General features: G+C 40.3%; 12 protein-coding genes. 6 read left to right on the top strand and 6 right to left on the bottom strand.

The genetic code is table 11. The annotated features are described in order from the left end of the window. Nucleotides 1-73 precede the first annotated feature (73 nt). The 4 genes from HUJ21_RS03640 to HUJ21_RS03655 are packed head-to-tail and all read left to right on the top strand — an operon-like array spanning nt 74 to nt 4,635. Nucleotides 74-490 carry an OsmC family protein gene (locus HUJ21_RS03640; RefSeq protein ID WP_166151693.1) on the top strand — a complete coding sequence of 139 codons (417 nt, stop codon included), beginning with the start codon at nt 74-76 and terminating at the stop codon, nt 488-490. Further along, entirely contained in the window at nt 487-726 is a 240-nt protein-coding gene (locus tag HUJ21_RS03645; RefSeq protein ID WP_291367399.1) for a hypothetical protein, read from the top strand. Before HUJ21_RS03640 ends, HUJ21_RS03645 begins: the two co-directional genes overlap by 4 nt. Nucleotides 727-752: 26 nt before the next feature. Beyond that, nucleotides 753-1,754, top strand: a complete 1,002-nt coding sequence (locus tag HUJ21_RS03650; protein ID WP_291367401.1) for a cache domain-containing protein — start codon at nt 753-755, stop codon at nt 1,752-1,754. Further along, the gene (locus HUJ21_RS03655) at nt 1,747-4,635 is read left to right on the top strand and encodes a PAS domain-containing hybrid sensor histidine kinase/response regulator (protein WP_291367403.1); all 2,889 of its coding nucleotides are present in this window, start codon (nt 1,747-1,749) and stop codon (nt 4,633-4,635) included. The genes HUJ21_RS03650 and HUJ21_RS03655 overlap by 8 nt, the downstream gene beginning before the upstream one ends. A 133-nt stretch (nt 4,636-4,768) precedes the next feature. Here the strand turns inward: HUJ21_RS03655 and HUJ21_RS03660 are convergent, their stop codons facing one another. The 6 genes from HUJ21_RS03660 to serA form a co-directional block, all read right to left on the bottom strand. After that, a complete protein-coding gene (locus HUJ21_RS03660) occupies nt 4,769-6,064 on the bottom strand; it encodes a dihydrolipoamide acetyltransferase family protein (RefSeq protein ID WP_291367405.1) in 1,296 nt (431 codons plus the stop codon). 83 nt (nt 6,065-6,147) lie between these two features. Continuing rightward, nucleotides 6,148-7,407, bottom strand: coding sequence for a competence/damage-inducible protein A (locus HUJ21_RS03665; RefSeq protein WP_291367407.1), 1,260 nt, complete (start codon nt 7,405-7,407; stop codon nt 6,148-6,150). Between the two features lie 102 nt (nt 7,408-7,509). Then, nucleotides 7,510-8,010: a dihydrofolate reductase gene (locus HUJ21_RS03670; protein WP_291367409.1), complete on the bottom strand. Its 501-nt coding sequence runs from the start codon at nt 8,008-8,010 to the stop codon at nt 7,510-7,512. A 19-nt stretch (nt 8,011-8,029) separates the two neighbouring features. After that, nucleotides 8,030-8,974: a DUF4412 domain-containing protein gene (locus HUJ21_RS03675; RefSeq protein WP_291367411.1), complete on the bottom strand. Its 945-nt coding sequence runs from the start codon at nt 8,972-8,974 to the stop codon at nt 8,030-8,032. Between the two features lie 84 nt (nt 8,975-9,058). After that, nucleotides 9,059-9,982, bottom strand: coding sequence for a universal stress protein (locus tag HUJ21_RS03680; protein ID WP_291367412.1), 924 nt, complete (start codon nt 9,980-9,982; stop codon nt 9,059-9,061). A 681-nt stretch (nt 9,983-10,663) separates the two neighbouring features. Further along, nucleotides 10,664-12,556, bottom strand: a complete 1,893-nt coding sequence (gene serA, locus HUJ21_RS03685; RefSeq protein WP_291367414.1) for a phosphoglycerate dehydrogenase — start codon at nt 12,554-12,556, stop codon at nt 10,664-10,666. A 424-nt stretch (nt 12,557-12,980) separates the two neighbouring features. On the opposite strand from serA, the gene HUJ21_RS03690 reads away from it, so the two are divergent. Further along, the gene (locus HUJ21_RS03690; protein WP_166151874.1) at nt 12,981-13,184 is read left to right on the top strand and encodes a hypothetical protein; all 204 of its coding nucleotides are present in this window, start codon (nt 12,981-12,983) and stop codon (nt 13,182-13,184) included. A gap of 12 nt (nt 13,185-13,196) precedes the next feature. Further along, nucleotides 13,197-13,580: a DUF983 domain-containing protein gene (locus tag HUJ21_RS03695; RefSeq protein ID WP_291367417.1), complete on the top strand. Its 384-nt coding sequence runs from the start codon at nt 13,197-13,199 to the stop codon at nt 13,578-13,580. Nucleotides 13,581-13,659: the final 79 nt, after the last annotated feature.

Genomic DNA, 13,659 nt, shown 5'->3' on the forward strand with positions numbered 1-13,659 from the left:
ATCTTTGCAAAAGATCAAGTTTTGGTCATAAATTGGTGTCAAACAACCAATTTATGTTATCTTAAAGTTAATCATGAATAAAAAGACAATCACCTTAAAAATGATTGCTGACCATGAATACGAGTCAGTAAATGCCACTGGGAATAAGGTCCATATTGACATGTATGCCGGAGAAGATAAAAAGTACCAGTCACCCATGGAACTTCTGCTTTCAGGATTGGCAGGGTGTTCAGCTGTTGATACCGTCCTGATGATGAAAAAGAAGCGAAAGCAGGTAACAGATTTTAAAATTGAGGCAGAGGGGATCAGGAATGATGGTGTCCCTTCTTTTTATACCTCAATCCACCTGTTATTTGTCCTGACCTCTCCGGATGCCACCCAAGCCGAATTCGAAAAAGTGGTCAGGCTTGCTGTTGATAAATATTGTTCTGTTGCTTCATCTCTCAAGTCGGAGATCGTTTATACCGCAAAAGTAATAAGGCCGGAATGAGGGTAGTTCGAGAAATCAGCAAAGAGGGTATTAGGATCAGTCTTTTTGATTGGAACAATAAGTACCTGCTTAAATTTGACTCCGGTATGGTAGAGCAAACTTTCAAAGTCCCTGCCATGGATGTATTGGATGAAAAGGACCTGGATCAGCTATTGGAAGGGAGTTTTTTTGATAAAGTCAAAGAAAGATTCGATGAAATGCAACAATCCCTTCATATTGCTATGGAAAATATTTAAATTTGAATATATTTAAATATTCAAAGATGAAATATTTATTTTTTATACCCGTTTTGGTTTTATTGATTTCTTTTGCCTGTCAATCGGATAGAAAGATGGAGAGTGAAGACCATTTTTTGCTTTTGGATACCTTGATTCATAAAGCGGAAGCGGACTTAATACCACTTGAGGAGGAGATATCCCAGTTAGCTGTTTTTTCATCAGGATTGTTTGAAAAATCCGATAGCCTGGCTGCACTTGTCAATGCTGATAAATTCCAAACAGATGACAATGGTTTTTTTTACAGCAGGAATAATGAAGATGAAGGGAGTACCGTTTTTATATCCTTGTTAGCTGAAAACAAAAAGCGTTCTGTGAAGGAGGTTTTCGCTACGGAATTAATGGATGTGGAATTCCGGGAAATTACTGAAAACAGGCCGATGGTCAGTCAGGTTTACTTCAATTCGTCCAGTAATTTTAGCAGGTTATACCCTCCTTATGATTTGTTAAATTCCATTGAGCCTGATATTGATATCACAGCTTTCAATTTTTTTTACCTGGCAGATGAAGACAGAAATCCTAACAGGGAATCTGTCTGGGTAGAGGAAGTTTATATTGACCCGGTAGGCAGAGGTTGGATTTTATCCCTGATTCATCCGGTATATCATAATAATGAATTGAAAGGGGTGTTGGGCTTTGATATTACCTTATCGGACCTAATGGATTCATTTCTGGATAAATATGATAAAAAGCTCATGTTGATCGACAACCAGGGTACCGTTGTAGCGGGTAAGGCAGCGGCAATCGAAGCTTTAAGTTTGCCTCCTTTGAAGAATCACGCTTACATTCAAACCATTCATTCAGATAGCTTTAGGAGAGAGGATTTTAACCTTTTCAAAAGCAAGAGCAAGGAAGTCAGGAGAATGGCATCCAAATTTTTACTTGAGAAAGAAAGTATTCACAGTTTTGAAATGGCGGGAAGGCGTTTTATGGCCTATTGCAGAAAGATGAATATTATGGACTGGTACTTATTGGATATCCATGACTAGGAAGACAGAAAGCAAGTTGGATAAATGCAAAAAGGATACCAGGAAGTTTTGGTGGCTTATTGGTCTGAGCATAGTGGCGATTTTATTTACAATCATGCTGGCATTTTTCTTTTACCGCTCCTTGTCGGAAAACCTCATTGAAAACAGGAAGGTTTTCTTAAGTAGGCAGGTAGAACTTGCGGCCAATGAAGCCCAAAGAAATTTCAATAACCTGAATGAAGACCTGATTTTTTACGCCAATAATCAGGAAAAACCATTGAATTATAATCCATCCCTTGATGAAAAGCCGGTTGATGAAACAAGGGTACGTAGACTTTTAAACAATTACATCAACCTTATTGATACGTTAATCATAGAGAAGGGGGAGTTTAGGAAAAAATACCATGTATCCGACGCCAATTATTTTTCGATCATTGAATCCTCAATACCAGTAGGTAAAGAAACCTGCCAGCATTGCTTCAGAATCAGGTCGAGCAGGGGAAATGTGACTATACTGGTCAAGCTTAGCCTGGAAAAATACTTTATCAATCACCTCGCCAATTACTATTTGGGGGCTGATACCCATAAACTCATTTTTATGGACGGTGTATTTTTTGATCTGGCGGAGGATGAGGTCAGGAAGCTAGTTTTGCTGGATGAACCGCTTGAGGGTGTCATAGCCAGGGAAATTGAAGGAGGCCTTAGAGGTGAATATGAGGGCTGGGTAAAGTATGGTGAAGTTGAAAATAAAAGAATAAATTTAATCATACAATATCCTTTTTCCCTAATTAATTTAGATACTTCTTTGGCTTTCGTTTTTTCTCAGGATAAGGCTACCATTGTATCCGGGATTTTTGGAACTTACTTTTACTTTTTTCTTTCGCTTTTTGCTTTGCTTTTATTGTTTGTATTCTTTTTATCGAGGTATTTCCAGGTGACAAGCGAAAACAACCAATTATTAGAAAAGAAATCCAAGGATTTGGATAAACTTTTAAAGCAACAAACTATATTATTGCAGCAGTCCAAGGGATTTATTTATTATCATGATGAAAAATTGATCCCTTATCAGGTGAGTGATAATGTGAAGGAGGTCTTGGGTTACACCCCAGAGGAATTTTTAGCACTTAGCCCTTTTCATTTGATGGAGGAAGATGCAGACGCTTTTTTACTTACTAAAAACAAGGCCATCAAGGAGGAAAAAGATTTTTATTACTTTGAAGCGACCATGACCCGAAATACCGGAAGCCCCGTAAGGGTAAAAATATTTGAAAAATTGATTTACAGTCCGACAGGCCAATTTTTAGGGGATGTGGGCATATGCTCTGATATTCATGATAAATATATCGCTGATCAGGAATTGATCCGAAGTGAGAATAGGCTGAGATCTGTTTTAAACAGTCTTCCTGATATCATTTTTATTTACAATAATCAAGGTGATTTCCTGGATTATTATGTTCAGAATGATGAATTTTTGTTACAGCCTCCTCAGAAATCCCTTGGCAAAAACATCAATGAAGTCCTTTCCGGAGATTCAGGGGATAAGGCCATGAGGGCTTTCAAAAGGGCTGTAATGACCGGTAAAATGCAAACGGAAGAGTTGGATCTGTTGCTGGACATTGGCAGGAGATTTTTTGAGGTCAGGTTTTTTAAACTGGATGAAGGGAGGATGATGTCTGTGGCCAGGGATATTACAGGGCAGAAGCTTTGGGAGAAAGGATTAAGGGATGCAAAAGAAAAAGCTGAAATTGCCAATAAAGAAAAATCTAATTTTTTGGCCAATATGAGTCATGAAATAAGGACACCGCTAAATGGTTTGCTGGGCATCACTGGTTTGCTGAACAAAACCAAGCTATCGGAAGAACAAAAAGAATTACTTTCAATAATTGGTGATTCCGGCGAGTCCCTGCTCCATATTGTTAATGACATTCTGGATTATTCAAAGATTGAAGCGGGTAGGATGGAGCTGTATCCTGTGCTGTTTAATTTGAAACAGGAAATGGAACGGATCATCAATATTTTTTCAGGAATGGTGAAGGAAAAAGCTTTACAAATTCAATTGGAAATAGATGAATCACTGCCAGATGCCATTGTTTTGGATAAGGATAAATTGGCTCAAATCTTTTTCAATATTATCGGCAATGCGGTTAAGTATTCTCAAAAAAGAGGAAAGATTCACATTTCACTGAAAGGAGAAAAATTATTTTCCAATAATCTCATTTTATCCTGCGCAGTACAGGATGATGGAGTGGGGATTGATCAGAAAAAGTTACCCGAACTCACCAAGCCATTTACCCAGGTCGGGGCTGCTTCAAACGGGGAGTACCAGGGTACTGGTCTGGGCCTGGCAATAGCCAATAAACTAATTGAATTGATGGGAGGTGCTTTACAAATAGAGAGTGAACTGGGAGTAGGTTCCCTGTTTTCTTTCACCCTTATCTCCCATATCAATGGAGAGGAAAATACCACTTTACATGTAATGTCAGGTACGGAAGAGGTAACTGACTTTGAAACCCTGGCTGAAGACCATCCCTTAAAAATCCTTGTCGTAGAGGATAATGAGATTAATCTCAAGTTTATGATCATGCTTCTGGAGCAAATGGGATATACCCCTGAAATAGCGATGAATGGTATGGAAGCCGTGAAAATAGTCGAAGGAAAAAAATTCGACCTGATTTTTATGGACAACCAAATGCCAGGAATGAATGGGATGGAAGCTACAAAAGTGATCAGAACCCTTCCATATGGAAAATCAGTAAGTATTGTAGGTTTATCTGCCGGTGTTTTTAAAGAAGATGTGGATGAGGCTTTGAGGATAGGGATGACCGACTACCTTACCAAACCGGTAAAAATCCAACAGATAATAGATAAAATCAAGGCTTGCTCACTGGCCATGTCCAGATAGGCAGTATGATAGCTTTAGGTCCAGCCTAAACTTTCGGATATTCCGGTACACGTATGTGTAATTATCCAGCCTTACTATAAGCCTCTCCTGTTTGTCGGACTTATTGTATCCCGACCTAACTCAAATACATCGCTCATTCAAGCGTTGACAGGACATTGGTATCCATGTCGAAGTTTTCGAGGTAATCTGCTACCTTTTTCACAAACATGCCTCCCAGAGCCCCATCTACCACCCGATGATCATAAGAATGGGATAAAATCATCTTGTGTCTGATACCTATCATGTCCCCGGTAGGGGTTTCAACGACCGCTGGTTTCTTGGTGATGGTTCCTACTGCCAGAATAGCTACCTGTGGCTGAACAATGATAGGAGTGCCCATGATATTTCCAAAAGAACCTATATTCGAGAGCGTATATGTTCCCCCTTTAAGTTCTTCTGCGTGCAGCTTATTTTCCCTTGCACGGATGGCCAGGTCATTGATTTTTTTCGAAAGTCCTTTAAGGTTGTATTGATCTGCATTTTTAATCACTGGTACGATCAGGTTACCATTAGCAAGGGCCACGGCTATTCCTATATTAATGTTGTGTTTTTTGATGATCGTATCTCCTTCAACGGAAATATTGATCATAGGGAATTCCTTTAGTGCCTTTGCGATGGCCATTACAAAGAAGGGGGTGAAAGTAATTCCTTCCCCTTCTTTTTTTCTGAACTCCTCTTTGATTTTGTTTCTAAAAAGTACAACCTTGGTAAGGTCTGCTTCTACAAAAGAGGTAACATGGGCGGAAATGTTTTTGGAATCCAGCATGCGCTGGGCGATCATTTTCCGCATCCTGTCCATTTCAATAATTTCCTCAGTGCCTGATCCAATGGCAGCGGAGGTTTGGCGGAGATCTGAGGGGGATGTTTTTCTTTCACCCACGAAAGCGAGTACATCGTTTTTGGTTAGCCTGCCGTTTTTACCAGTGCCTGGAATTTTTGCCAATTCTTCCGCACTGATTCCCTCTGCTTTAGCGATGCTTTGCACCAGGGGAGAATAAAATCTTTTGTCTCCTGTTTTTTCTTTGGAAGATTCGGATCCAAGGATCAGGGAGGTTAAGGCTGGTACATCCTGCAAAATTTCCTGTTCCGGAGAAGGCTGCTCAGTAATAGGTGCTGCCGCATCTTTTATGCTATCATCTTCCTGGCTATCATTAATTTCAATAAGGGCGATTGGTTTCCCTACCTCTACCACTTCACCTTCCCTGGCAAGAATAGATTTGAGTGTACCGGCATGGGTGGCAGGGACTTCTGTGTCTACTTTATCCGTAGCCACCTCAAGAACAGATTCATCCTGTTCGATAAGGTCCCCTTCCTTTTTTAGCCAGGAAAGTATAGTGCCTTCCATAATGCTTTCCCCCATTTTGGGCATCACCATTTCTACTGTTGCCATAGCTTTTTACATTCTAGTTGAATTCTCCTCAAATATAAAACTAAATTTAAGTCCTTATTTTGCAAAAGGAATCGATTTAAATTTTAATTCGATTCCTGTATCACTGTCTCTCTCAATAAGTTTAATGCAGCTATAGCTGTCAGGTGTATATTTACAGTTCGGTCTTGGGTAAGTTGTAGTTTTCGGGTCTTGCAGGATTTGCCGTCATCACAGGCGATCCAAACCAAGCCCACGGGTTTTGATGCGGTGCCACCCCCGGGTCCTGCCACCCCACTGGAAGACAAACCGTAATCAGCATTAAATTTTAGGCGAACTTGTTTTGCCATTTCCTTAACTGTTTCCTCACTGACGGCTCCATGGCTGACAAGTGTTGTTTCCAAAACCCCTAATATTGATTCCTTAAAAACATTGTGGTAGGGAACCACCGCACCATTAAAATATTCACTTGATCCGGGAATTCCGGTGATCAAATGTGAAATGTATCCTCCGGAACAACTTTCTGCCAAGGCTAGGGTTTTTCCTTTTTGAACAAGTAAATGCCCAATTGCGGAGGACAATGTGTCATTATTGTATCCGTAGACGTACGGCTCAATTAGTGGGAGTAAGCTGCCTATCTGTTCATCGATCTCCCTGGTTATGGCTTCCTGATTTTCTCCAAATCCAGTAAGCCTCAGCTTTACCTCTCCAAGAGAGGGGAGGTATGCCAACCTGATATGTGAAGGCAATTGATCCTCCCAGGTACCAATGATATCGGAAAGCCAACTTTCACCTATTCCTACTGTCTTAACCAGTTTATGATAGATTACAGGCAGTGGGAATTTTTCTTTTAACCGTGGGATCACGGTTTTTTCCATCAGGTGTTTCATTTCATGCGGCACTCCAGGCATAGACATCCATAAAGTTCCCTTTTCCTCAAACCACATCCCAGGGGCAGTGCCTACTTGATTGTGAATATATTGGCAGTTGGAAGGCAGGTATGCCTGAGCACGGTTGGTATCGGACAATTCCCGGCCCCTGCTTTCAAACAATCTTTTGACATCTTCCAACGCCCGCGGGAATAATACCAACTGGGATCCAAAAAATTCTGCCAGAACATTTTTAGTCAGGTCGTCTTTTGTGGGCCCCAAACCGCCGGTCATCAGAACAATATCCACTTTTTCAGAAGCGGCAACAAAAGCCTGTCGCATGGATTCCTTGTTATCCCCTACGGTGGTTTTCCTTACAACCCGAATCCCTATTTTATCCATTTCTTCGCTCAGCCACTTGCTATTGGTGTCGAGAATCTGGCCATAGAGCAGCTCGTCACCTATTGAAATGATTTCGGCAGTTACAGGTTGATACATGGGGTAGGGTTTTTACTAGTGTGGACCAAAATTAAAAAGTTTCCGTTTAGGGAAGGGGAATTTTCAGCTTTATTTCTCCACAAGGGGAATAAATTCCTGATGTTAGCTTCCAATGCGTTTGTAAGTTACAAAGGCATGATCGAATTTGTTTTTGTCATCTTTTTCAATGGTTTCCTTTTGGACAATTTGCCACTCCTTGGAATCGAATTTTGGAAAAAAGGTGTCGGCTTCCGGGCAGGCATCAATTTCAGTGATGATCATTTCATCAGTAAACGGAAGTGCCAGTTTGTAAATTTCTGCTCCACCCAAAATAAATAGTTTTTCAAGTTCCTTTGACCTCCCTATTTGCAGGGCTTCCTCTATGCTGTGTGCCACATAATGCCCCTCCGGAACTTCAAAGCTGGTATTACTGGTAACCACAATATGCGGTCTGCCAGGAAGTGGTTTTCCCAATGAAACAAATGTTTTTCTTCCCATCACCACATGATGGCCTTTGGTAGTATTTTTAAAATGTCTGAGGTCTGATGGTAGATACCAGGGCAATTTCCCATTAATGCCTATGGCATCATTGGATGCCCTGGCTACAATAATTGAAACTATCAATACAACTTTTTTTATAAGGTTATTTGGCAGCTTTCATCGCATTAGGATATTCTGCCAGATCAAAGTTACTCGTTTTGTTGGTGTCAATCTCAATCATTTTCATTTGGGTCCTGCTTTGATCCTCCTTACTTGTAAAATCCATTTCCAGAATGTTCCCTTCCGGTAAATTACTAAAATATTCCTGATTTTCTTCTTTCATCTTTTTGGTGATGAAGGGGCTGTTTTTACTCCAAAATGATTCCATTCCTACTATTGGAGACTGGCTTAACCAATAACTACCTTCCATTTCATCGCTCATCACCCGATACTCGTCACAGGTATATCCCAGAATATCTTTGGTATTTCCTGTTTTTTCAAAGGAAAAATCTTCAGTATTCGGGGATGTTTCGTCCTCTTCCAAATCTACGCCATCCATCATGCCTTGCCAGTCAATGGAAAAGGCCATGCTAGATTTACCATCTTCATTGTCCATCAGCATCACTGTTGCCTGGTTTTTATGGTCCATGATGATAACCGCTTTTTCTGAGGCATTTTTACTTTCTGGATCTATAAATTCCATCCCAAAATAATCTGGATTTTCTGATAAAAAAGAGTTGAAGAGAATAGGGTCCTGGGTTTTACCCTTTTCATCTGTACTGTTTATTTCCATCACGGCCAATCCGGAAAAGCTATAGGAACTTTCTGTTTCCACATCCATATTGATGGAGCCCATGATCTTGCTAAAATCATAATTTCCTTCGGGAGAACCATTCTCCCCACTCCCCATATCCCCGTAAAGGTTACTGAAAGCTTTTTCTAATTGCCTTTGCGTGGCTTTTGCTACTTCTTTTTCCACGGTTCTTTCCACAGCCCTGGAAACTCCCTCAGAAGCTGCTCTTTTTATCCGCTTGAGCAGTTGTGATTGGGCATTCCAACTGATCAATGACAGCAAAATAATGAGTAAAAAGGAGGTCCTTGATTTCATGATTAAATTAATTTTGATTCAAAATTGAAGTTATGAAATATATTTATAAAGTCCTAAAACATGTTTTTCTGTATGTGAAATGATTTATATTTCAAGAATGTACTCAATAATCCCGGCATTTTTCCCTTTTGGACGTGTCACTAAAAGCGGTACCTTGTCATTCATTTGTATCAATCTTTCTGCCATGCTCCCTATAAAAAGAGCTGTGGCCGCAGTTCTTCCCTTGGCACCAATGATGATCATGTCGGCCTTTATCTCCTGGGCTTTGCTTATAATATCCACCACCAGATCATCATCTTCGTCTTTGGTATATAGCGGCTTGATCTTGACAGATTTACTATCGATTTTTCTGATAAACTTCTTGTAGTTTACCTCCGCATTTTTCAGCATGATTTGACTAAATTCTTCATAAGATTTTCCTGTAAAATGGTACCCTGATGGGACTGAATAAACATTTTGACAAAAAACTTCTGATTTACCCTCATTTTTTTCTGCTATTTCAATGGCTTCCTCCAGGGCATCCTTCGAATAATCGGAAAAGTCACTTGGGACCAGCAGTTTTTTTATTTTTGGGAGGCTGTTTTCAGGAACGATCAGCAGGGAGCAGGAGGCCCTTCTGGCCAGGCGTTGGGATATCACACCAGAACCCGGTAATTTTGTTTTTCGCCCTACCAATATCAGGTCTGCGGACTTTTCATTGGCTAACTTCAGGATTTTTTTGGAAAGTTGACCCTCCTTTACAATGAAGGAGGTACTTACTTTAAGATTAGGGTCAAAGTTATCAGCTACTACCTTTTTCATTTGATTCTCCCGCTCTTCTACCATATTGCTGATCAGGTTGGGAAATTCATTCAAAATATCCTTTGGAATAGAAAGGTTGCGGATTACATTCGTAAAATAAATTTTTTTGGATTGGTTGGTCTTTGCTATAAATGCGGCAAATTTCACCAGTGTCTTGTCCATTTCACTCTGATCCAGACAAACAATGATCTTTTTGATTTGATACATTATCAATAGTTAAATTAATGGATTCCTTCAGTTAAAATTTGTCAGGCCCGCTACAAATTATTTTAAAATCAGTAAAATTTAAATTAGTAAAATTAAACTTTAAAACAATCTAAAGTTTGCTGTTTTTGATGGCAATTTACATGAAATTTTTCCAGATTGTTTTTTTCAGGCCAACCATTTATTTCTGATCCCGCGCTAATCTGCTCCTGATTTGAGGTTTGCTGGAATAGGTTGTATATTTGATCAAAGGTTCGGGTCAGCGACATGTTCAAACTTCACAAGTTGATTAAAATGCCGAGTGAAGCACCGCTTCAAAACCAGGCCTCATCTTTCCTTTGGAAAGACCTCGTATTCCTTTTGGATGCAGGTTAACAGTGGAAGGTTGCGGAGATGGTGCAGCTCAAATCCTGTCATATCGGAGGTTTGTAACACTCCATGATCCGGACCCTATTTAAAGGGAGACCGCTCTGCGGCCTCCCTTTTGATGTTTTTTAAGCAGTGAAAAAGAAAATTTACCAAAAAAATGAGGGTAAGGGGCATTTGGCAATGAGTCCCACATTTAGTGTCAACCTTCGTTTCTGGATGACATTTTCATTGCCAGGCAACGCTACAGCTATTCTCGTTTTTTGTGCCATGACCTATATCAAAAAATAAACCGCTCATTCATGCATCGATAGGATTCTAATACAGGACCCTGAAACGTATGGTGCCATTTATGGCCTTCAGTTCATCGATTACTTTGCTGCTGTAGGCCTTGTCTATATCAGTGATCACGTAGCCTATTTTTTCGTTGGTCTTCAGGTATTGACCAACAATGTTGATTTCATAATCTGCCAACACTTTGTTGATCCTTGCCATGATCCCCGGCTCGTTGAGATGGATGTGGATCAGCCGATGTGCATCCTGGAGAAAAGGCAATTGGATGTTGGGAAAGTTGACACTGTTGTAGGTGTTACCGGTGTTGATATATTCAATGATTTTACCAGGTACAAACCGGGCAATGTTTTGCTGGGCTTCCAGGGTGCTGCCACCGATATGGGGGGTAAGGATGGTATTGGGCATTCCTATCAGCTCGGAGACAAAAGGTTCTGAATTGTTTTTGGGCTCACTTGGAAAAACATCTATACTGGCACCTGCCAGATGGCCGCTCTCCAAAGCGTCACGCAAGGCAGGTACATCCACCACGTGTCCCCTGCTCAGGTTGATCAGGTAGGACCCTTTTTTCATCAATGCCAGCTTTTCCTTGTCAATGAGCATTTCATTGCTCTTTCTTCCGTCTACATGTAAGGTGATGACATCACAGGTACTGAGCAACTCATCCAGGGAATCGGCCTTGGTGGCGTTACCCAATGCCAACCTTTCTACCACATCATAATAATAGACATCCAGTCCCATGTTTTCTGCCAAAACAGAAAGTTGAGAACCGATATTTCCATAGCCAATAATGCCCAGTTTTTTGCCCCTGATTTCAAAACTACCTGAGGCACTTTTGTCCCATATGCCCTGGTGCATGCTGCTGGTTTTGTCAACCAACCTGCGCATTAAAAAGATGATTTCTGCTATGGCCAGTTCCACCACTGAACGGGTGTTGCTAAAGGGTGCATTGAATACTGCAATGCCTTTTTCCTGACAGGTCTCCAGGTCAATCTGGTTGGTGCCAATACAAAAAGCACCGATGGCAATCAGGCGATTGGCATTTTCCAGCACTTTGGAAGTTACTTGTGTTTTTGACCGGATACCCAACACGGATACTTTCTTTATCTTTTCTGCCAGTTCTTCTTCGGAAAGGGCAGAGCTGATTACTTCCACATTGTAACCTTCTTCCTTCATCAGCTCAATGCCGATGGGATGAACATTTTCCAATAACAGGACATTGATCCGACTTTTGGGGTAGGAAAACTTTTTATTCATTTTATTTACATATAATATTTCATCCAGACTAGGTGCAATATGATCCGCTTTGGAAGAAACGGAAGGTCTGTGTACATTTTCGGTAAAAGCGTAGAATTTATTGGCCACTCCGGAGGCTTTTATTTCATAGTCAGTATAGCCATCTCCAATCACATAAATATCTCCCTCCAAATTCAACTTTCTGATTGTTTCAGGTTTCCCGTTATTTTTAGAAAGCGGATTTTCTTCGTTAAACCCAGCTATTTTGCCCGAGTCCGCATATACAAATTCATTGGCAAATACATTCTCAGGCCTGATACCATACTCGGTTACTATGGGCACCACGAAATCTTTGAATCCATTGGAGATGATAAAAATATCAGCAGCATTTTCCTTTAAAAATTCTTTGTTTCTTTGGAATGAATCCGAAACTTTTCTCTTCAGGGAGGCAATCAATTCAGAAATCTGGTCTTTATTGGCATCCAATATGTTCAGCCGCTGTACCAGACTTTCCCTGAATGTTAGTTTTCCCTCCATACCCTGGTCGGTTATGTCCTTGATTGCCTGAAGTTTTTTGGCTTTTTCAGGATCATCCTTAAGGCTTATTTCACCTAAAATATCCAGGGCTTCCACCTTCGTAAAAGTACTGTCAAAATCAATGATGAATTTTTTTGTGACGGTCATTTTCAGCATTTTTTTAAATGAGTTGCAAAATTAACAGATTCTGGGCGAAATTGAAGTTATTGCCGCAAAATAACTTTTAGGATTAGGAGGTAGCATTAAATAAGAAATGATGATAACTTTGTCATCTCAGGACCAGGATTAAAATTCCCCGGAACATTTTAGCTTGTGGAGGAATCTGACTTTCCTGTTTTCATCCCTTACAGGCATAAGGCGGAATACCCGGATGAGGTCCTTGAAACCAATAGGTCTCCTCTGAAATTATAAACCTGTTTTGTCAACCTAAACATGCATTGTAAACACCAGGGCGGTTTGTTAGAAAATTTAAAAAAGGAAGGAACAATTTTTCTTTTTTGCTGTTGGCCAGTTAATATCAAAGGATTTTATTCCCGGGCTTTTACAGTGATAATCATTTAATTTAAAGCAAATGCCATTAGCCATAGACAATATCAGGGTGGGCCGGGTATACCGGCTGGTCAATTATGGAGAAATCCGGATGCTGGAGATTATGGAGCGAACCGGGAGGGAGAATTTCAGGGTTAAAGACCTGGACACCCTGGAATACTATGAATTAGAAGAACTGTTGCGCTGGGGTAAAGGCAAAGATTATGACCTGGATGAAATCCGCTAATTGAATAGATGAATGAAAAAAGAAGCAAGTCTGACAACAGCCATACTTAAAGGTAAATGTCCCAGGTGCAGAAAGGGGAATGTTTTTCCTGTGCCCCTGATGAGTTTTAAAAAACTAACAGCGGTAAATCAAACCTGTCCCAACTGTGGGGTAGAACTGGTCCCTGAACCTGATTTTTATTATGGGGCAATGTACATCAGTTATGCACTATCGGTAGCCCTTTTTATCACCGTGATGGTTGTCCTTAATTTTTTGTTTAACGATCCTGAATTGATGGTCTACATTGTATCGGTACTTTTTTTCAACCTGATACTACTCCCCTTGATGTTGCGAATTTCCAAGGTATTATACCTTTATGGTTTGGGTAAAATTAGTTACGAACCGGATAAGGGTTGATTCGATTTTGGTCTCAATTGAATTTTCTTTGAAAAAAAGTAAAACTTTTTATTAGTAAGTAAAACTTACTTTTAGTCTG

Origin of the sequence: Cyclobacterium sp. (assembly GCF_014762705.1) — a bacterium.
Lineage (GTDB): Bacteria > Bacteroidota > Bacteroidia > Cytophagales > Cyclobacteriaceae > Cyclobacterium.